This window comes from Halorubrum luteum, from assembly GCF_054652935.1.
The window spans coordinates 1,497,521-1,516,625 of sequence record NZ_BAAIGT010000002.1 but is presented as its reverse complement, the minus strand read 5'-3'; the positions used below and the strand labels follow the sequence as shown (position 1 = coordinate 1,516,625).

Annotated in this window: 21 protein-coding genes and 1 pseudogene; 14 read left to right on the top strand and 8 right to left on the bottom strand. The window is 66.8% G+C overall.

The genetic code is table 11. The annotated features are described in order from the left end of the window. Positions 1-103: 103 nt before the first annotated feature. Positions 104-1,732 (bottom strand): tryptophan--tRNA ligase, encoded by a 1,629-nt coding sequence (locus ACYQ0R_RS07545; protein ID WP_459822110.1) that lies wholly within the window; start codon positions 1,730-1,732, stop codon positions 104-106. A gap of 255 nt (positions 1,733-1,987) precedes the next feature. Between ACYQ0R_RS07545 and ACYQ0R_RS07540 the strand changes: the two genes are divergently transcribed. The 3 genes from ACYQ0R_RS07540 to ACYQ0R_RS07530 are packed head-to-tail and all read left to right on the top strand — an operon-like array spanning position 1,988 to position 5,051. Beyond that, the gene (locus tag ACYQ0R_RS07540; RefSeq protein ID WP_459822108.1) at positions 1,988-2,944 is read left to right on the top strand and encodes an extracellular solute-binding protein; all 957 of its coding nucleotides are present in this window, start codon (positions 1,988-1,990) and stop codon (positions 2,942-2,944) included. Then, complete coding sequence (locus tag ACYQ0R_RS07535) at positions 2,941-3,759, top strand: ABC transporter permease (RefSeq protein ID WP_459822106.1); 819 nt, start codon at positions 2,941-2,943, stop codon at positions 3,757-3,759. The genes ACYQ0R_RS07540 and ACYQ0R_RS07535 overlap by 4 nt, the downstream gene beginning before the upstream one ends. 56 nt (positions 3,760-3,815) lie before the next feature. Then, positions 3,816-5,051, top strand: coding sequence for an ABC transporter ATP-binding protein (locus ACYQ0R_RS07530; protein ID WP_459825709.1), 1,236 nt, complete (start codon positions 3,816-3,818; stop codon positions 5,049-5,051). Positions 5,052-5,103: 52 nt separating this feature from the next. Here ACYQ0R_RS07530 and ACYQ0R_RS07525 read toward each other — a convergent pair whose 3' ends face one another. Then, the gene (locus tag ACYQ0R_RS07525) at positions 5,104-6,342 is read right to left on the bottom strand and encodes an MBL fold metallo-hydrolase (protein WP_459822104.1); all 1,239 of its coding nucleotides are present in this window, start codon (positions 6,340-6,342) and stop codon (positions 5,104-5,106) included. A 170-nt stretch (positions 6,343-6,512) separates the two neighbouring features. Between ACYQ0R_RS07525 and ACYQ0R_RS07520 the strand changes: the two genes are divergently transcribed. Together ACYQ0R_RS07520 and ACYQ0R_RS07515 are read left to right on the top strand one after the other, a co-directional pair. Then, positions 6,513-7,361 (top strand): TatD family hydrolase, encoded by an 849-nt coding sequence (locus tag ACYQ0R_RS07520; protein ID WP_459822103.1) that lies wholly within the window; start codon positions 6,513-6,515, stop codon positions 7,359-7,361. 97 nt (positions 7,362-7,458) lie between these two features. Beyond that, the gene (locus ACYQ0R_RS07515; RefSeq protein ID WP_459822101.1) at positions 7,459-8,037 is read left to right on the top strand and encodes a DUF2150 family protein; all 579 of its coding nucleotides are present in this window, start codon (positions 7,459-7,461) and stop codon (positions 8,035-8,037) included. 152 nt (positions 8,038-8,189) lie between these two features. Here ACYQ0R_RS07515 and ACYQ0R_RS07510 read toward each other — a convergent pair whose 3' ends face one another. Then, entirely contained in the window at positions 8,190-9,431 is a 1,242-nt protein-coding gene (locus ACYQ0R_RS07510) for a CaiB/BaiF CoA transferase family protein (RefSeq protein WP_459822099.1), read from the bottom strand. A 264-nt stretch (positions 9,432-9,695) separates the two neighbouring features. On the opposite strand from ACYQ0R_RS07510, the gene ACYQ0R_RS07505 reads away from it, so the two are divergent. Both ACYQ0R_RS07505 and ACYQ0R_RS07500 read left to right on the top strand, forming a co-directional pair. Next, on the top strand, positions 9,696-10,490 hold the full coding sequence (locus tag ACYQ0R_RS07505; protein WP_459822097.1) for an SDR family oxidoreductase: 795 nt from the start codon (positions 9,696-9,698) through the stop codon (positions 10,488-10,490). Positions 10,491-10,498: 8 nt separating this feature from the next. After that, positions 10,499-11,329 carry a fumarylacetoacetate hydrolase family protein gene (locus tag ACYQ0R_RS07500; RefSeq protein WP_459822095.1) on the top strand — a complete coding sequence of 277 codons (831 nt, stop codon included), beginning with the start codon at positions 10,499-10,501 and terminating at the stop codon, positions 11,327-11,329. Between the two features lie 3 nt (positions 11,330-11,332). Here ACYQ0R_RS07500 and ACYQ0R_RS07495 read toward each other — a convergent pair whose 3' ends face one another. Next, positions 11,333-11,458, bottom strand: a complete 126-nt coding sequence (locus ACYQ0R_RS07495; RefSeq protein WP_459822093.1) for a hypothetical protein — start codon at positions 11,456-11,458, stop codon at positions 11,333-11,335. Between the two features lie 138 nt (positions 11,459-11,596). Between ACYQ0R_RS07495 and ACYQ0R_RS07490 the strand changes: the two genes are divergently transcribed. Both ACYQ0R_RS07490 and ACYQ0R_RS07485 read left to right on the top strand, forming a co-directional pair. Then, positions 11,597-12,172 carry a P-loop nucleotide/nucleoside kinase family protein gene (locus ACYQ0R_RS07490; protein WP_459822091.1) on the top strand — a complete coding sequence of 192 codons (576 nt, stop codon included), beginning with the start codon at positions 11,597-11,599 and terminating at the stop codon, positions 12,170-12,172. A gap of 129 nt (positions 12,173-12,301) precedes the next feature. Next, entirely contained in the window at positions 12,302-12,586 is a 285-nt protein-coding gene (locus ACYQ0R_RS07485) for a translation initiation factor eIF-1A (RefSeq protein WP_459822089.1), read from the top strand. Positions 12,587-12,686: 100 nt separating this feature from the next. Here the strand turns inward: ACYQ0R_RS07485 and ACYQ0R_RS07480 are convergent, their stop codons facing one another. Further along, positions 12,687-13,226 (bottom strand): hypothetical protein, encoded by a 540-nt coding sequence (locus tag ACYQ0R_RS07480; protein ID WP_459822087.1) that lies wholly within the window; start codon positions 13,224-13,226, stop codon positions 12,687-12,689. Between the two features lie 140 nt (positions 13,227-13,366). Between ACYQ0R_RS07480 and cdd the strand changes: the two genes are divergently transcribed. From cdd to ACYQ0R_RS07465, 3 genes are all read left to right on the top strand, one after another. Then, positions 13,367-13,807 (top strand): cytidine deaminase, encoded by a 441-nt coding sequence (gene cdd / locus ACYQ0R_RS07475; protein ID WP_459822085.1) that lies wholly within the window; start codon positions 13,367-13,369, stop codon positions 13,805-13,807. Positions 13,808-13,870: 63 nt separating this feature from the next. After that, a complete protein-coding gene (locus ACYQ0R_RS07470; RefSeq protein ID WP_459822083.1) occupies positions 13,871-14,752 on the top strand; it encodes an NAD(P)/FAD-dependent oxidoreductase in 882 nt (293 codons plus the stop codon). Positions 14,753-15,035: 283 nt separating this feature from the next. Next, complete coding sequence (locus tag ACYQ0R_RS07465) at positions 15,036-15,464, top strand: metal-dependent hydrolase (RefSeq protein ID WP_459822082.1); 429 nt, start codon at positions 15,036-15,038, stop codon at positions 15,462-15,464. An 18-nt stretch (positions 15,465-15,482) separates the two neighbouring features. Here ACYQ0R_RS07465 and ACYQ0R_RS07460 read toward each other — a convergent pair. Together ACYQ0R_RS07460 and ACYQ0R_RS07455 are read right to left on the bottom strand one after the other, a co-directional pair. After that, a pseudogene (locus ACYQ0R_RS07460) lies at positions 15,483-15,643 on the bottom strand (IS6 family transposase); the annotation flags it as partial. A 9-nt stretch (positions 15,644-15,652) separates the two neighbouring features. After that, the gene (locus ACYQ0R_RS07455; protein WP_459822080.1) at positions 15,653-15,889 is read right to left on the bottom strand and encodes a CDGSH iron-sulfur domain-containing protein; all 237 of its coding nucleotides are present in this window, start codon (positions 15,887-15,889) and stop codon (positions 15,653-15,655) included. Between the two features lie 208 nt (positions 15,890-16,097). On the opposite strand from ACYQ0R_RS07455, the gene ACYQ0R_RS07450 reads away from it, so the two are divergent. After that, positions 16,098-16,829: a profilin-fold protein gene (locus ACYQ0R_RS07450; protein ID WP_459822078.1), complete on the top strand. Its 732-nt coding sequence runs from the start codon at positions 16,098-16,100 to the stop codon at positions 16,827-16,829. 18 nt (positions 16,830-16,847) lie between these two features. On the opposite strand, the gene ACYQ0R_RS07445 is transcribed toward ACYQ0R_RS07450, so the two are convergent. Beyond that, positions 16,848-17,978, bottom strand: a complete 1,131-nt coding sequence (locus ACYQ0R_RS07445) for a DUF373 family protein (protein ID WP_459822076.1) — start codon at positions 17,976-17,978, stop codon at positions 16,848-16,850. An 84-nt stretch (positions 17,979-18,062) separates the two neighbouring features. On the opposite strand from ACYQ0R_RS07445, the gene rtcA reads away from it, so the two are divergent. After that, positions 18,063-19,100 carry an RNA 3'-terminal phosphate cyclase gene (rtcA, locus tag ACYQ0R_RS07440; protein ID WP_459822075.1) on the top strand — a complete coding sequence of 346 codons (1,038 nt, stop codon included), beginning with the start codon at positions 18,063-18,065 and terminating at the stop codon, positions 19,098-19,100. The last annotated feature ends 5 nt before the right edge of the window (positions 19,101-19,105 follow it).

The following is a 19,105-nucleotide window of genomic DNA, read 5'->3' as shown; positions in this document are numbered from 1 at the left end:
GGACGCAGCGTGACGTACATATCACCGACGCTCACGGCCCACCCACGCCGGGTGACGCGTCAGGGCACGGTAGCCAATGAAAGCAGCCGGGGCCGTGACGCTCTCAGTGCTCGCCGCCGGTCCCCCGACGGTCCGAATCGAGGTCGATGTCGAGATCGTCGAGCACCGCCTCGGCCTCCGCACGCTGCTCCTGATGCTCCGCGAGGAACTCCCGCATGAGCTCCGCGGCCTGCTCCTTGCAGCCGCCACAGAGACGCTCACCGTTCACACACTCCGAGTACACCTCCTTGGTGAGCTCGTCATCGTCGCCCGCGAGCAGGTACGCGTACAGCTCGTAAACTGGACAGTCGTCGGCCTCGCCGCCGAGTTCTCGCTGTTTTGCCGCCGTCTCGCGGCCACCGGTCGTCGCCGCCTTCACCTTGTCGTAGCCGTCCGCGGGGTCGTCGAGCAACGAGATGTGGCTGGCGGGGATCGACGACGACATCTTTCCGCCGGTGAGCCCCGTCATGAACCGGTGGTAGATCGAGGACGGCTGGCGGAAGCCGAACCCGTCGTGGTCGATCTCCACCTCGCGAGCCAGCGCCTCCGCGGCCCCTCGGGTGAGATCGAACGCGTCGACGTGGCCCTCGAACACGCGCTTTTCGCCGTCGATCGCGTCGATCAGTGCCTCGAACGCTTCGTCGGTGGCGTTGCGGTCGAAAAACCGGACTCGGGGACGGAGTGGCTCCTTGCTGGCAGCGCGGAGCTTCTCGAGCGCGCTGGAGTTCGCGTTGGCGAGGCTACCGACCGATTCGCCGGCCTCACGATCGGGTTCGGAAGGTTCGTAGTCGGCGAGCCACTCCGCGGCGTCCTCACAGCGGACGTCCGGGGGGTCGCCCTCGTCGGTCGCGTCCGTCACGGAGCCGGCGAGCGCGTCGTACGCCGCGCGAACGAGCTGGCGCTCCGCGTCGTCGAGCTCGAAGCTCGCGAACGCCTCGGTCACCTTGAAGTAGCGGACCCGAGTCGCAAGGTCACGAGTGAGTCGGACGTGGGGGTCCTGGTCGGGGCCGACGGGAATGACGGTCGGCTTCGGCTCGTCGACGAGCTGGGGGTACAGAATGTCTGCGGTCTGGGTGACGACGCTCTGCATGTGTGAGATGTTCGTCTCGCCGTCGAAGCCGTAGATCGCCTCGAACTCCGAGAAGTTCGCCTTCGCTCCGAGCTCGAACGCGAGGTCCTGCACCGTCCGGTTGTCGGACTGCCGGTACAGCTCGCCGTCCTCCGGATCGAAGCCGAGCGCGAGAAGCGAGAGCAGGTAGTCGCGAGCGTGCTCGTCGATCTCCGCCCACGACATCCCGCGGGCGGAGTGCGCCTCGAGATCCGCGATCAGCCCGAAGGCGTCCCCGCCCATTCGCTGATGCCAGATCAGCTCGTCGAACACGAGTTTGTGGCCGATATGTGGGTCGCCGGTGGGCATGAACCCGGACAGCGCCGCGAACGGCTCGTCGTTCGCCATCGCCTCCGCGACCGCGTCGTACTCGCGATGGCCGAAGATGACGCCGCGACGCATCAGGTAATGCGGGCTCGGCACGTCGTCGGCGACGTCGTCGAACGCCTCGATGCCGAACTCCGCGAACAGGTCGGCGTAGTCGCCGACGGCTGCCGACCCCCACGGGTCGAGCGCGACGTCCTCGACCGGCTCGCCGGCTCCGTCCGCGTCGTCGGCGGCGGGCTCGGTGGTGTGCTCGCTCATACGTACCCGTCCGTCGGTCCGGGCAAAAACCGTTCGCTTGCGCTGGCCGCCGCCGATCCGCGAGCGATCCCCCGAAGCGAGCCACGGCTGGAGACATTGCGGTCGATGAACCACCGCGGTGTCGGGCCGATGAGACGAAATCGAATCCCTCTATGTTATCCGTCGCTCCGACGATGAGGTAACCAGTAAAAATTACTTTCTAAAGAATTAGGAACGGGAATTAGTTATATACCCGGTCTGAACGAACGGTTTCGTATGACCGAGACCGTCGAGTGCGCGACCCGAGGGTTAAGCCGTCGCGACGCGCTCGCCGCCGCGGGAACGCTCGTCGGGGTCGGGGTCTCCGGATGTACGACCGGCCGCGCGGGGATGGGGTCCGTCGGCGTGCTGTCGGCCGGGAGTCTCGCCGGGACGTTCGAGGAGTACGTCGGTCCGGCGTTCGAGGAGGAGACCGGAACCGCGGTCCACGGCGAGTACTACGGGACCAACGCCGTGATGCGGATGATCGAGGGACGAACAAAACATCCGGACGTGGTCGTCAGCGCCGACGCCACGCTGCTCCGTGATCGACTGTACGGCGAGTTCACCGACTGGGACGTCGAGTTCGCGACCAACACCGTTGGGATCGGGTACAACCCCGAAACGGAGATCGGTCGACGTCTGGCGGACGGTGAGCCGTGGTACGAGGTCATTCTGGACACCGACGACGGGGACGTGGCGATCGGCGATCCGAACCTTGACCCGCTCGGCTATCGTGCGGTCCAAGCGTTCGAGCTCGCGGAGCGTGAACACGAACTCGACGGGTTCAAAGCCGAGCTTCTGTCGTCCGTGTACGAGGAGCCCGAGGAGCCACAGATGATGGCGGGCGTCGAGAGCGGGTCGCGGGCGGCCGCGATCGTGTATCGCAACATGGCGATCGATCACGGTATGCCGTTCGTCGAGTTCCCCGACGCGTACAACTTCGGGAGTCTCGCGCTCGCGGACCAGTACGCGACCGTGGAGTTCACGACCGACGAGGAGGGGTACACCGCCGAGGGGCGACCGATCGTGTACAACGCTACCGTGCTCGACGACGCCGACGAGCCGGACGCGGGACGGGCGCTGGTCCGGTTTCTGGCCGACAATCCCGACCTGCTCGCCGACGCGGGGTTGACCGTAAGCGACGGGGTTCCGAACCCGAACGGTCCGGTTCCCTCGGAGGTGATCCCGTGAGCCTCTCGCGACCGACGCTCCCGGAGACGGGTCGTCAGAGGCCCGAGCTGCTCGTTCCGGTTCTGCTCGGCGGGCTGCTGCTCGTCTTCTTTGCGCTTCCGTTCGTCTCGTTTCTCGCTCGGACCGGGGTGTCGAACGTGGCGGCCGGACTGGCGACGCCGGAGGCGCGGGTAGCGATCCGGAACTCGCTTCTCACCGCACCGGTGTCGACGGCGATCGCGACGGTGTTCGGCGTTCCGCTCGCGTACGTCCTCGCGCGCACCTCCTTTCCCGGGAAGCGGGTCGTCGAGGCGCTCGTCATCCTCCCGCTGATCGTTCCCCCGGTCGTGGGTGGGGCGATGCTGCTCACCGCAGTCGGGCGGTTCACGCCGATCGGATCCGCGGCCGCCGCCCTCGGCATCCCGCTCACTGACAGCTTGGTCGGCGTGGTGCTCGCACAGACGTTCGTCGCCGCCCCGTTCGTCGTGATCACGGCCCGAGCCGGATTCGGCGCGGTCGACGAGCGGCTAGAGCAAGCCTCACGGTCGCTGGGGTACGGACCGATCGCGACGTTCCGGAACGTTTCGCTGCCGCTGGCTCGTGGGGCGATCGTCGCAGGGATCGTGTTAACGTTCGCACGGGCCATCGGCGAGTTCGGCGCAACGATGATGGTCGCGTACAACCCACGGACGATGCCGACGCGAATCTGGGTGGAGTTCATCGCTGGCGGGATCGACGCGATCGTTCCCCTCGGACTCGCTCTGCTCGGGATCACGTTGGTCGTGCTCGCGGCGGTACAGCGGTTCGGTCGAGTGCCGACGGTGGTCGAGGAATGACCGACGGTGGTCGAGGAATGACCGACGGTGGTCGGGCCACGGGCGGGAAAGCCTCCATCGTCCTCGAGCTCGCCGGTCTCACGCATCGGTATGGGTCGGAGCTGGCGGTCGATGACGTGTCGGTTTCGGTCGAAGCCGGCGAGCTCGTCGTGCTCGTCGGGCCAAGCGGCTGCGGCAAGACCACGATCGTGCAGGCGGTGGCCGGTCACGTGCGTCCCACTGCGGGCCGGATCCGGCTTCGCGGCGAGGACGTTACCGACGCGCCGCCGGAGGAGCGTGAGGTGGGGATCGTGTTCCAACAGTCGACGCTGTACCCGCATATGACCGTCGCGGAGAACGTCGCGTACGGGTTGAAGGCGCGGAACGTCCCGCCTGCTCGTCGCGCGGAGACCGTGACAGAGCATCTCGATCTGGTCGGGCTCCGCGACCGCCGGGATGCGTTGCCTGCAGAACTCAGCGGCGGGCAGAAGCGTCGCGTGGAGCTCGCTCGGGCGTTAGCTCCGCAGCCGGACGTGTTGGTGCTCGACGAGCCGCTGTCGGCGCTCGATAGGGCGCTTCGTGAGCGTCTCGGCGAGGAGATCGCACGAATCCAGCGCGAGACCGGCGTCACGACGCTCGTCGTCACCCACAATCAGGAGGCGGCGCTGGCGCTCGCGGATCGACTGCTCGTGATGAGCGACGGGCGGATCGCGGGAAGCGGGCTCCCCAGACGACTGTACGAGTCGCCGCCGAACCCGTTCGTTGGCTCGTTCCTCGGCCGGTCGAACACGTTTCCCGCGACCGTCGTCGGGACGGACGCAGACGCGGGCCACGCGACGGTTGTAGTCGGCGACCACCGACTGACGGTGAAAGCGTCCGATGGGGGGACGAAACCGGGCGCTCGGACGACTCTCGACCACACCCTGGGTGACACCGTCAGTTGCCACGTCCGGCCGAAGGATCTCTCAGTGGCGGTTCACACGGACGCCGATACCGACATCGCTGACGACAGCACCGATGGCGACACCCTCGACGACAGCACCGATGGCGACACCCTCGACGACAGCACCGATTGCGACACCCTCGACGACAGCACCGATTGCGACACCTCCGACGCCGAGTCGTCGCTTCCGGGAGAGGTGGTACGCGTCGCCGACATCGGGCGTCGCTACGACATCACCGTCCGGATCGCGGTTGAGGGTGGTCACGAGGACGTCGTCGTCGAGTGTAACGGTCCGCCGCCGAGCGTCGGTGACCCGGTGTCGGTAACGATCCCGGCAGACGGTCTAACGGTGTTCGGTCGGGACGGATGACGACGTGAACGTCGATACGCGCTCCGCGTTCGAGACGGAAGCTACGGTGCAGTCACGGCTGCAGTTCGACGCAGTCGCCGACCGCGGGCGCGCTCGCCGCAATCCCGTCCTCACGGAGCCGTTTTGCGAACCCCGCACAGTCGTCACCGTGGACGACGAGTACCTTCGCGTCCTCGTAGCTGCCCAGAAACGAGCACAGCCCGTGACGATCCGCGTGTGCGGAGAAGTCGTACGCCTCGACTTTCGCGCTCACCGTCAGCCGCCGTCCGTCGATCTCCGTGCCGCCGGTCTCAAGCAGCTCTCGACCGGGCGTTCCCCGTACCTGATATCCGGTCATCGTCACCTTGTTCGTCGGGTTGCCGGCGATCTCCGGGAGGTACGTCATCGCCGGACCGCCGGAGAGCATCCCGCTGGTCGTGACGATCGCCGCCGGCCGCTCGGCGATCCGCGTCCGCTGCCCGCCGCGGCCGGTGACGTATCTCGCGTGCGACTTCGCGCGACGGAGCGCACCCGGATCGCGGACGAACTCGGGATGAGCGAGCAGCATGTTCGTCACCGTCGTGCCCATCCCGTCCACGTAACACGGGATGTCGTGTGCCGCACAGACGAGCAGTAGCTCCTGTGTCCGTCCGATCGCGAACGCGGGGACGACGACCGTTCCGCCCTCCCACAGCGTCGTCTCGACGCTTTCGACGAACCGCCGTTCGACCGTTCCCCGGTCCTCGTGTTCGACGTCGGCGTAGGTGCTCTCACAGACCACGACGTCGGCGTCGGGGCGAGCGGTCGTTCCGGAGACGATCCGCTGGTCGTCGGTGTGGAAGTCACCGGTGTACAGCAGACGCGTATCGCCGTCGTCGACGAGCACGTGCGCGCTCCCCGGGATGTGTCCGGCGTCGTAGAGGGTCACCTCGTGACCCGCCGCCGTGAACCGCTCCCGGTAGCCGTGCGTTTCGGACACCTCCGAGACGCGTTTCAGGTCGTCGTCCGTGAACGGACAGGCGTACGTGCCGCCGTGCAGTTTGAGCGTGTCGCGGCCGAGGGTGAGCGCGAGTTCGAGCGTCGGCGGCGTCCAGTGGATCGACGGCGGGTCCCGTCCCGAAAGCAGCGCCGGAACCGTCCCCACGTGGTCGAGGTGGCCGTGAGAAACGACGACCGCCTCCGGATCCGGCGTGTCGACGGGAAACCGCGGCGGCTCGCCGGTGAGCATCCCGAAATCGAGGACCAGCGAGTCGTTCACGAGAACCGCGCTCCGCCCGATCTCGCGAGCGCCGCCGAGGAAGCGAACGTTCATTACCGATCCGAGCGCCCCGAGCCGTTTTCCTTCGTCGGTTCGTCGTCGATTGGCTGAACGGAACGGGTCGTCCGGTGCGGATGGGTCGTCCGGTGCGGACGAGGCGCCCGATCCCGACCGGTCGACGACGACACACAATCCATATGCGGCCCGGTCGCGCACGTGCGAACATGACCGTGGATCTCGACACCCCGGTGCTCGACAACCACCTCCATCTGGACCCGCGACACGGGCGAGGGATGGACGCAGTCGAGGAGTTCGCGCACCTCGGTGGCACCCACCTGCTCGTGGTCAATAAGCCCTCCTGGCTCCTCGGAGTCGAAGCCGACGAGCCGTCGGCGTTCCGGGCCGTCTTCGAGGAGACGCTCGACGTCGTTGCGGAGGCGACGGAGCTACTCCCCGGACGCGCATGGCCCGTTCTCGGCGTCCATCCCGGACTGATCAGTCGGCTCGTCGACGACCGGGGGTTCACGCCCGAGGAGGCGAGCGAACTCATGCGTGGCGGGATCGATGTCGCCGCCGAGTACGTCGCCGACGGACGAGCGCTTGCACTGAAATCCGGACGTCCACACTACGAGGTGTCCGACGCCGTGTGGGACGCCTCGAACGAGGTAATGGCGCACACGTTCGCGCTCGGAGCAAAGGTCGACTGCGCGGTCCAGCTCCACACCGAGGCGAGCGAGGATCTAACCGACATCGCCGAACTCGCCGAGACCGAAGGGCTCGACCCGGGACGAGTAGTGAAACACTACGCGGCCGGGCGACTAGCCGGGCCGATCCCCAGCGTGATGAGCGAGACGGACCGGCTGGTCCGGGCTGCGGATTCGGGCGAGCCGTTCGTAATGGAGACGGATTTCGTCGACGACCCCGACAGGCCCGGGGCGGTGCTCGGACCGAAAACGGTGCCGAGACGGGTTCGATGGCTGCTGGCCGAGGGGTACGACGCCGCGGTACGGCGCGCTCACGTCGAAACGCCCGCGGCGGTGTACGGGATCGACACCGAGGCGACGCTTTCGTGATCAGTGTCGTCGGCTCTCGTCCACGTCGGAGTGTGACCTGCTCTCTCGGGGCCATCGATAAGAAAGGCATTTGAGTGGTCCGAGAGACGTATGTTGTATGACTGACGACGAGGTCGTAGAGACGTTCTACTCCGAAGAACGCTGGCAGAACTGGCTCACCCGCGTCGAGGAGGAGGAACTGGACCCGGAAAACGAGGACTCGGCACGGCTCCTGTTGAACCTTCAGGACGACGCCGCGATAGCGATCGCAAAAGTGCTCGCCGCGTTCGAGGACGACCGAATCGACGACGATCGTGCCGTCGAGGAGATCCACACGGTGCGTGACATCGTGCTCGCCGAGGTGGCGTTCGACGACGAGGACAAGCTGATGCTCATCGACGGCGTGCAGACGTCGCTGGTCCCCGTCTTCTACGCGGCCGAGGAGTTCGTGATCGGTGGCGTCGTCGAGGGGGACGTCGAGGAGTTCGTGCGCGCAGCCGCCGACGCGGAGGCGGAAGATGACCTCGACGCCGCGCTCGGCTACGTCGTACAGGCCGGCACGCGAATCATCGACGGCGAACCGCTCGATATCGATCTCGTCGAGGAGCTGGAGTACGGGCTCGTCTCCGAGTGGGTGAACGGCCTCGACTCCCTCCAGACCGCCCTCGAGGACCCCGAAGTCGTCGAGGAGGAGTAACTGACCTCGTCGATCCCCTCACCCCGAGCAGTCTCATTCTGACGCGGCGTGGCCGTTTCGAGGCTGTGTGACGGCTTTCGATCCCGTGCGGTGGCTTTGAGTATATAGCGTATAACCGACGCCTCAGCGCCAGCACCCAGCCTCGAGGGACGCTACTCCTCGGGGATCACGTCGGCCGCACGGAGGCGGTCGAGGTCAGCGTCGCCGTAGCCGTACTCGCGGAGGACTTCTTCGGTGTGTTCGCCCAGCGTCGGCGGGTGCTGCCGGACGGTCGTCGGCGTTCGAGAGAACTTCATCGGCGACCCCGGCATCGTGACGTTTCCGGCGGTGGGATGGTCCATCTCGACGCGCATGTCGCGGGCCTCGATCTGCGGGTCCGAGAACAGTTCCTCCATGTCGCGGACGTGGCTCGCTGGCACGTCGTGCTCCTCGAGCACCCGAACCGTCTCCTCGGTTTGCCGGTCGGCGAACTCCGCGTCGAGCTCCGCGTCGAGCACGTCTCGGTTGCGTACCCGTTTTTCGTTCGTCTCGAACCGTTCGTCGGCGAGCAGGTCGGGACGGTCGAGCGCCTCGCAGAGCCGCGGCCAGAACGGGTCCGACGAGCAGGCGACGACGACGTAGCCGTCGGCGGTCTCGAACGCCTGATACGGCGCGATGTTCGGATGCTTGCTCCCCATTCGGCCGGGAGCCTCCCCGGTCGCGAAGTAGTTCGTCGCCATGTAGCTTGTCCAGGCAGCCTGTCCGTCGAGCAAGCTCACGTCGATCTTCTGCCCGGTGCCGTCGCCGAGCTCGCGGTCGAGCAGCGCGGCGAGGATCGCTTGCGTCGCGTACATCCCCGCGCCGATGTCGGCAAGCGCCACCCCGATCCGAACCGGCGGACCATCCTCGATGCCGGTGAACGACATAAATCCGCCACGCGCCTGCATCATGATGTCGTATGCGGGCTTATCGCGGTCGGGCCCCCATTCGCCGTAGCCGGAGAGCCCGCAGTAGATCAGTCCGGGATTCTCCTCCACCAGATCCGGGTAGTCGAGGTCCCACTCGGCCATCTTCCCGACACGGAAGTTCTCGACGAGCACGTCGGCCTCGCTCGCGAGATCCCTGAACACGGCGCGACCCTCCTCGCTCGCGAGGTTCAGCTCCACGGAACGTTTGTTCCGGTTGATGCTGACGTAGTAGGCGCTTTCGGCCCCGTCGCCCTCGCCGAACGACGGCGGTCGCCACGTCCGCGTCTGGTCGCCCGTCCCGGGCCGCTCGATCTTGATCACTTCGGCACCCAGGTCGCCGAGCTGCATGGTACAGAACGGCCCCACGAGCACGCGAGACGCGTCGAGCACGGTAACGCCGTCGAGCGGCCCCGTCTCGCCCGACGGGTTGCGAGCCTCACCGACCATCCGACCTCACCCCGTTACGCCGGCACCGTCGGTCGGTGTCAGCGAACGCGTCCCATCGATCCGTCTCCCCACGCCGGAGTCCATCGGCTGCAGGTCCGATGCGCATACGTGCACGATGTGACCGGTGGGGTAATGAGCGTCCCGGCTTTGGAGACCGATCCTCAGCCGGACGCTTCTTTTGAACCCGATCTTTTAAACCCGATGGCAACGGCTGTCGACGCCGGGTAGACAACGGTTAAACCGCGGCGTGTTCAGACGGCTCGTATGGACCTTGATATCGAGGGGAACGTCGCGTTGACGACCGCATCGAGCAGTGGACTCGGATTCGCCGCCGCGACCGCGCTCGTGAGGGAAGGAGTGAACGTCGTGATAAACGGTCGTGACGCCGACCGACTGTCGGAGGCGAAGACGGATCTCGACGCGGAGGCGTCCGGCGACGCCCGCGTCGTTGCCGTCCAGGGCGACCTCACCGAGGAAGAGGAGATCGACGAGCTCGTCGAGACGACGCTCGAGGAGTTCGGACGACTGGATCACCTTGTCACGTCCGCGGGCGGTCCGCCGTCCGGCGCGTTCCTCGACACCGACGACGAGGATTGGGAGCACGCCTACGAGCTGCTCGTGATGAGCGTCGTCCGACTCACCCGCAGATGCGCCGAGCCGCTGCAGGAGGGTGACGGGGGCACGATCGTCAACATCACCTCCCGGTCGGTGAAGGAAGCGATCGACGGTCTCGTGCTGTCGAACTCCGTCCGGATGAGCGTCATCGGATTGGAGAAGACGCTGTCGAGCGAGCTCGCGCCCGACGTTCGCGCGAACGCGGTGCTGCCGGGTCCTCACGAGACCAGCCGAATCACGGAGCTCGTCGAGCAGGCGATCGAGCGCGGCGAGTACGACTCTTACGAGGAGGGGATCGCGGACTGGGCACAGAACCCGCTCGGCCGCGTCGGCGACCCGATCGAGCTCGGGAACACCGTTGCGTTCCTCTCCTCGCCGAAGTCCGGCTTCATCAACGGCCAGTCGATCGTGATCGACGGCGGCGCGGGCAACGCGAACCTGTGAGCGTCGATATGGTACCGGACGAACGGCGGCTGGCGCGAACGGCCGACGGACGCGATCTCCTCGGGGACGCCGAGGGGTTCGTGCCGCTCTCGTCGGCGGGATACGAGACGACGAACGCCGCGCTCGGCGCGGAGCTTCCGGCGGTCGACGACCTGCCGGTCTCGCGGACGCCGGCCGAGGACCTTCGCTTCTCGACGCCGTACGACCCCGGAAAACAGTGGGGGATCGGTCTCAACTACGCGGACCACGCGGCGGATCTCGACGAGGTTCGCCCGGAGGAGCCGGCGAGTTTCATGAAACCAGGAACGACGCTGACGGCTCCCGGAGGTCCGATCCGGCTCCCGCCGACCGAGGAGTCGTCGCGGGTCACCGCCGAGGCCGAGCTCGGCGTCGTCATCGGTCGGACCTGCCGTGACGTCGACACCGACGCGTTCGGCGATGTCGTCGCGGGGTTCGTCCCGATAATCGATATGACCGCGGAAGACGTGCTCCAGCGGAATCCGCGGTTTCTCACCCGGGCGAAAAGCTACGACACCTTCCTCGTCGTCGGTCCGTGGCTCTCGGCCCCAGCGACCGTCGATCGGCTCGACGACGTGACGGTCCGTACCGTGATCAACGACGAGATCATCGCGGAGAAGACGCTGGATCGAATGCTGTTTTCGCCGCCGGAGCTCGTCGCGTTCCACTCGCGGGTGATGACCCTAGAGCCGGGCGACACGATCTCGACCGGGACACCCGGTGCCGGCGTGATCGAGGACGGCGACACCGTTCGCGCGGAGGTCGACGGCGTCGGCGTCCTCGAGGCGGACGTCGTCCGTCCGAGCGACGGCGGAGCGTGACCGTCAGATAACGAGCCCGACGAGTTGATACAGCGCGCCGAGGACGAACACGCCGATCAACGCGATCGTCGCTACGACGACCGCCGGCGCGAGCATCTCTTCGTCCTCGTCGAGGATCAGGTCTTCCATGTCCCGGGGAACGCCTCGGGACGTTTTGAAGGCTTCGCTCGGTCGATCCGAACCGCCCCACCCGACCTCAAAGGTAGCCGTTCGACGGTCGAGTCGAGGGAGAACGTTCATGTATCGTTCGGTGTTGTATTCGACCGAATGACCGACACGCGGCGATCAACCGGCGACTCCGGACGAGACGTGGAGTCGTCCCAGTCGTCCCGATCGGACCAGCCGTCGGACCCGGGCGATCTCGTCGTCGTTTGTGGGCTACCTGGAGCCGGGAAGACGACGGTCGCGGAGCGGATTTCTGACCGCTCCGACGCGCGGATCCTCCGAACCGACGTGATCCGGAAGGAGCTGTTCTCCGACCCCACTTACACCGAGGCCGAGACTGAGGCGGTGTACGCCGAGCTGCTGGAGCGTGCCCGGGACGCGGTGCTGGACGGTCGGAGCGTCGTCCTCGACGCCACGTTCGCGAAGCGTCAGTTTCGCGAGGATGCTCGCGAACTCGCGGAACGCGTCGCGAACCGATTCGAGCTCGTCAAGGTCGAATGCGACGAGTCGGTGGTCAGAGAACGGATCGAACGGCGTGACGGGATCAGCGACGCGGATTTCGACGTGTACCTCCATTTTACGGAGCTGTTCGACGGGATCGACTCGGAGCACCTCGTCGTCGATAACTCCGGAAGCGAGGCGACCACGTTCGCCCAGATCGACAGCGCGTTCGAGTAGCGCCGCACGGAACGAACGCCATCCGAGCCACGAATCGGGACACACAAACGTCCCGACGCCCTGAAGATCCACGGGCGTCGATAGCATGCGTCTCCCATGACTTATCAGGGTGTAGGTGGTACAGTACCCGTGAGCGAAGAATCCGGGCGACGGAACCTCCGTATGCCCTCGAGCGACGAAGTGTTCGCGGTCGTCACAGAACACCTCGGCGGCAATCACGTCCGCCTCCGGTGTGTAGATGGAGAAGAACGGCTCGGCCGGATCCCCGGTCGAATGAAGTACCGAACGTGGATCAACGAGGGTGACGTCGTCCTCGCCGAGCCGTGGTCCTGGCAGGACGAGAAAGCGAACGTCGAGTGGCGCTACAGCGACGAGGACGCGGACCAGCTCCGACGCGAAGGCCACATCGAGTGACGCCTCCGAGTGTCGACGATCGCACACCTCGATAGCGACGGCTACACACCAGAATGAGACAGCCCCGCAACAGTACCGATCGATACGTTGCGTGGACGGGTCACGCGAAAAGAAGAATCAACACGACCACGAGCAGCAGCTCCACGCCGACGATCACGACCACGAGCACCCAGTCCCGGTAGCTCCGAACCCAGTCGATCGACCCGCGCCCGACCGTCGCGAGGCGAGATACCCTCTCCGTCCCGTCATCTGAGGGCGGGAGGTACGACTCATCGATCCGCCATCCGGCGTCGGCGTCGAACGTCGCCGGTATGCGGGTCCCGACGAGGTCGTCCAGTTCGAGCGGGGAGACGCCCACGGACTGGAGGAACCGGACCAATCGCTCGCACTCGTCTAGAGACCCGTGTTCCGGACCGTCGAACCGGACGGCGTGTGTCGTCTCACCGTGTGGAGGCTGCATCTCGACGACGACCGTCGCCCCATCGTCGACCGACTTGACTGCCGTCACGACGAGGACGTCCTCCTCGTCGTTCAGATACGCCTCCTCCAGCCGGCGTTTGAGCTCCGGATCGACGGCGGTCGAGGAGCCGGTCGCGCGCCGTCTCTCGTCGAGCTGTTCCTCATCGGACCGACCGTCCATGGTAAGCAGGTAGGGGAGCCGAACTGATAAACGGTCGGCGACCAGTGCGGCCGGGATCGGCGGAACGTATCGGGGTGCAGCGATCCGACCGAGTCGTCCGTATGTCGTACCCTTATCGGGGACCGGCTCGATCCACGCGTATGGAAGACACCGACGAGCTGGTGGCAGCCGCCCGCGACGCGCTGGCGGACGCGTACGTGCCGTACTCCGAGTATCGTGTCGGAGCTGCGCTCAGAACCGCCGACGGAACCGTCTACACCGGGTGTAACATCGAGAACGCGAACTACTCGAACAGTCTCCACGCCGAGGAGGTCGCGATCGCCGAGGCGGTGAAGAACGGCCACGAGGCGTTCGACCGGATAGCCGTCACGTCGGGCGTGCGCGACGGTGTGACCCCCTGTGGGATGTGTCGGCAGACGCTCTCGGAGTTCGCCGCCGGCGACCTCGTCATCGTCTGTGACGAGGGAGACGGCGAGACGAGCGAGTACACCCTCGAGGAGCTGTTGCCGAACACCATCTCGCTCGCGACGCTCGAGGATGCGGACGACCGCGACCGCGACGCCGACGAAGCTGACGAGTGAGGCGACGGCGGCGAGTGACCACGACCGTCAACTGATAAATACGGTCGGAGTCGACCGGACACAATGACCGATTCCGACGACGCCGGTCAACGAAGCGGTACCGATCAACGAAGGGACGATGGATCTCCGATCGACGCCTACGAGGTGCTCGTGGCCGGTGGTGGGGTCGCGGGACTGACCGCGAGCGTGTACACCGCCCGGGCGAGCCTCGACACGCTCGTCGTCAACGCCGGGGAGCCGATTCTCGCGCGCAATGCACACCTGGAGAACGTCCCCGGCTTCCCGGCGGGCGTGAATCCGCGGCTGTTCCTCGATATGCTTCGATCGCAGGCGACACGAAACGGAGCCGACCTCCGCGGGGGACGGGTCATCCGCGTCGACCGCGCGGACGACGTGGCGGCCGACGCCCGGTTCCGCGTGACTGTCGACCGGGAGGCCGGTGACGGCGACGCTGAGGACTCCGCCGAACACCGCGAACGGTATCACGTCGCAGCCGAGTACGTCGTCGCCGCGTCGTGGCCGGACGCCGACTTCCTCGATCCGCTCGGCGTGGAGGTCCGGGATGCGGGCTCGAAGCGGTACGTCGACGACGACGGACTTGGACGGACGAACGTCGAGGGCGTGTATGCCGCCGGCCGGATCGCCGAGCGATACCATCAGACGGCGATCGCCGCCGGCCACGGCGCGGAGGTTGCGACGACGCTAATATACGACTCCGAAACGCCGTTTTATCACGACTGGGTCACTCCCGAGGGGTACTTCACCGACCGCGGACGCGACGTCCCGCCGGGATGTGAGGAGATATCCGAGACTGAGCGGCGAGCGCGGGAGCGAGAGTCGATGGCGGCGATGCGAGAGTACTTCGCCGAACCCCACGACGAGCGCCAGCGAACGCATCCGAGCCTCGTCGACGACGACCGTGGTCGGGTGCCGAAAAACGAGTAGCGAGACCGGATCCACGCCGTTAGCGAGACCGGCTCCACGTCGTCCGTGTGTGCTCGGACTGGCACCCGTGCGGCGAGGACGGTCGCTCCGGCCCCCTACTTTTTCGGAATGCGGGGTCTCGTTTCGGAACGGATGCAGCCGATCGTTCATCCAGTCGTCGCCTACCTGTGTTATGCCGGGTGAACGCACCCCGGGGTCAAGCCCCGGGGCAGTCGCCTTGTACCGCTTGTACACCCGCGCTCGGTACGGGTCACAGCCACGGGGAGAGCCGACTGTCGTCGCAGTGTTCGCCGCACTGCTTCCGGATCTCATCGATCAACCGCTGTGGCTCGTCGGAGTCACGCCCGTGGGTCGGACGGTCGCCCACTCGATCTTCGGGGCCGCGGTGATCGTCGGCGTCGTCGGAGCTCTCACGTGGCGACGGGGGCGCCCGGACCTCGGCGGCGCGTTCGCGATCGGATACGCGTCACACATCGCGGCGGACGTCCCCTGGCATCTCCTCACCGGAGCGTACGAGGAGCTCGGATTCCTGTTGTGGCCCATAACCGAGATGCCGCCGTACTCGGGCGTGAAGCTGCTCGGAACGGTTGGCGGGATCGAGATACCGACGCTGTGGATCGAAGGTATGCTCTTCCTCGCCGGTCTGTCGGTCTGGTGGTACGACGGTCGTCCGGGCCTCGACGTTCTCCGTTCTCGATGGTCCGAGCGGTGAGCCGCCGCTTTCGCGGATCGCGATCGGCTGTAGATCCGCTTTATGATCCCAGGTGTGGATAGCGACGTGACTCCGATCGATCCCAAACCGCCGAGATGCGTACGTACCTCACGTAGTGACATACCGGCCAAGTGACAGCGGGTCCCTACTTCAATCGCCCAGCTCGTCGCTCGATGCCTACACGCCGGTCACTCCTCGGCGTACACGATCTCCGAGATCTCGCGGCGCGGACCGTCGGCGTCGTCGTTCTCGTATTTATACAGCATGTCGTCCGACTCGTCGATGGTTGCGTTGTGCGAGCCGTCACAGAACGGTTTGTCGTCCGAGAGCCCACAGCGGCACACGTAGATCGCGCCATCGTCGCCCATGGCATCCTCGTCGAGTCGTTGCGGCCCCTTCGCCTCATGAGTCACTTCTCGTGGCATATGTAGACATGGAGCGTATCGTACGTAACTGTTGGGACGTGTCCGGATCGTCAACGAATCGTCTGTGGGGGCCGAACGTACCGGACGAGAGATGATCCGATAGCCGAGTGGGCGTCTCGGATACTGTCGGTTGTCGATCACGACCGCCCGGAATGCGTGTCGAACTCGCTCCGAACCGGTTAACTTCGCGCGGCCACCCTTCTCGGTCGTGACCACTTCCACGTTCCTCGACGTCGACGTTCGCGACGCCGATGAGGTCGCGACGCGCCGTGACGAACTGGTCGCGGCGGTTCGCGACCACGCCGGAACGATAGCGTATCAGCTCGCACGGCTACAGGGTGGCGACTACGGTCGGCTCACGCTGTCGACGCCGCACGGCGACTGGACGGTAAAACACGAGGCGGGCGAGCTGGAGTTTCTCCTGTTCTCGCCGACGAGCGGCGACGATACGTACGTCGTCTCGACCAAGCAACCGCCCGATCCAGCCGCTCTCGGAGCCGCGCTCGCGGTGTATCCGGAGTTCGTCGAGGCGTGGAACGAGCACGTCGAGTCGCTGTCGGGTGTCCTCGACGACGTGCGGGCCGAGTTTCCGGAGCCGGCGTCGACGGCTGGTGTGGTCGCGGAGCGCGACCGTGTGCTCGACGCGATACACGAGACCTGTTCCACGATCGCCGGCGAGATCTACCGATACGAGGCGGACGACTACGGCACGTTCACGACCCGAGTCGACGGGAAGCGGTGGGAGCTGAAGTGGGCCGAAGGAACCGTCTCCTACCTCCGCGTCGGCGGCTCCGGCGGGATCTATCTGATCTCACAGTACGGGTCGCCGTCGGCGGCGGACGTCCGCGAGTACGCCGACGCGTTCCGTGGGTTCGTCACGGCGTACAACGAGTTCGTCGACGGGCTCGAAAGCGATCTGGCTCGCGTCGAACTCGCGTAGATCGCGGAAAGGTGGCGGTCACTCCCGGTTCGGGTCCCGGTCGGAGTCGATGACGTCCTCGAGCGTTTCCGTCCCGACGTCGCTAGCGATCCGCACGCCGACGATCGAGACGATCAGTCCGGCGATCACCAACACCGCGAGCCGCTGGACCGGCGAGATGACGATTCCGGAGACCGAAACGGGGTCGAGCACCGCCTCCTGCTGGAGGAAGTAGCCGGCGAATCCGCGAACGACGAGCCCGACCGCGACGATGACGAACGGGAGATTGAGATACGGCGATCGGATCCCCTCGTCCCGGATCAGCTCGTCGAGCAGCCGCCCGACGGCCGCGGTAAGGCCGGCGACCGCCAGCCACGGCACCGCGGCGTACGCGAACGTCATCACCTCGACGAGCGTCGGCACGCCGGAGCCGAGGTCCGAAACCGACAAGACGCCGAAGAAGCCGCCGACGAGCGTGAGACCGCCGGCGACGACGTACGTAACCACGGACACCTGCCCGGCGTACAGCGCCTCCCGCACCCGGTCCGGAAACCCCGCGACGGTTCGGTCGATCGACAGTCCCTTGTACAGCAGTGCGGCTCCGAGGAGCCCGGCCACGCCAGCGAGCGCCGCGGGCGGGGAAAGCCAGTAGAACAGCGCGGGCAACAGCAGCAGCGCGACGCCGAACGGGACGAGCACGGTCGACCGTAGCTGCTCGTCGGCGAGGAACTGCTTGAGCAGGTAGTAGGTGGATTCGAGGTCGTGTGCCTGCCTGACGACGACGCGGTCGACGGAGTCGACGGGGACGCGCGACTCGACGATCGGAAGGACGCGCTCGTCCTCCGCCGAGTCCACGACCACGACCGCGGACGCGGGGTCGTAACGGTCGACGAGGTCGTCCAGCTGTGCCGCGATCGACCGGTCGGCACCCACGGGCGAGTCACTCGCTCCGGAGACGACGGCGACGACGGCCTCCTCGCGGTCGTCGCGCAGGTCGCGTGCGACCCGCAGCGCCTCGAGCAGACAGTTGACGCTCGCGTCCTCCGGATCGCCGAGCCCGACGTCGGTCACGAGGGATCTGACCGCCTCCCAGCCGGCGACCGGCATCGGGACGTTCGTGGTCCGTGCGACCGCACCGGACCGGTCCACGCAGATGACCAGCGTCGTCACGTGTTGGCTCACATCGTCCCCGGATAAAAACCCTCGCGGTCGCTCGGCCGACAGAGTCAACTCCCGTCGCCCTCGACGATGCCCATGATCGAGATTGACGGCGGTCAGGGCGGTGGCGGCGTTCTCCGCACCGCGCTCGGTCTGGCGCTCGCCACGAACCGGGCGGTGCGCGTGGACGACGTTCGCGGCGACCGGCCGGAGCCCGGACTGAAGCCACAACACGTCGCGTGCGTCGAGGCTGCCCGCCGCGTCTCGAACGGGTCGACATCCGGAGAGACGCTCGGCAGTGAGACGGTCGAGTTCGAGCCGGGTCCGGTCGATGGGGGGACCGTCGATGTCGACATCGGGACGGCCGGCAGCGCGACACTCGTCTGTTCGACGGTGCTTCCGGCCGCAGTGGTCGCCGAGGGGACGGTCAGGGTACGTGTCACCGGCGGGACCGACGTCGCATGGTCACCACCTGCCGACTACTTCGGCGGCGTCACGGTGGCGCTGCTTCGGGCGCATGGCCTCGCGGCTGCCCTCGACACCGTCGGGCGGGGATTTTATCCGGCGGGTGGCGGAAGGCTCGATCTCACGTTCGGCCCCTCGTCGCTTGGCCCCGTCGCGCTGGACGACGCGCCGCCGGCGAAGCGTGCGCGCGTCGCCGCCGTCGCCTCGGAGGATCTGCTCGACGCCGACGTCGCCGACCGTCTGGCTCGAGCCGCCGGCAGCGGTCTCGCGGATCACGGCTTGGAGGTTCGTTCTCGAGGGGCCGAGTACGTCGCTGCCGCGTCGACGGGCGCGGTCGTCGTGATCCGGATCGAGACGGCGAACGGACCGGATGCCGCGCATCCGGTCGCCGGGTTCTCCGCGCTCGGCGAACCGGGAGTCCCGGCCGCAGACGTCGCGAACGACGCGGTCGCCGACGCGCTGTCGTGGCACGAGGGTCCCGGCGTCGTCGACGGACATCTCGCCGACCAGCTCGTCCCGTACCTAGCAGTTCGTGGCGGCTCGGTCCGAATCCCGGCGGTTACCGACCACGTCGAACACGCCGTCAGCGTCGCACGGTCGTTCGGATTCGACGTCGCGATCGACCGGGACGAGGACCGCGACGGCGCGATGGTTCTGTGTGAGCACTGACCGTC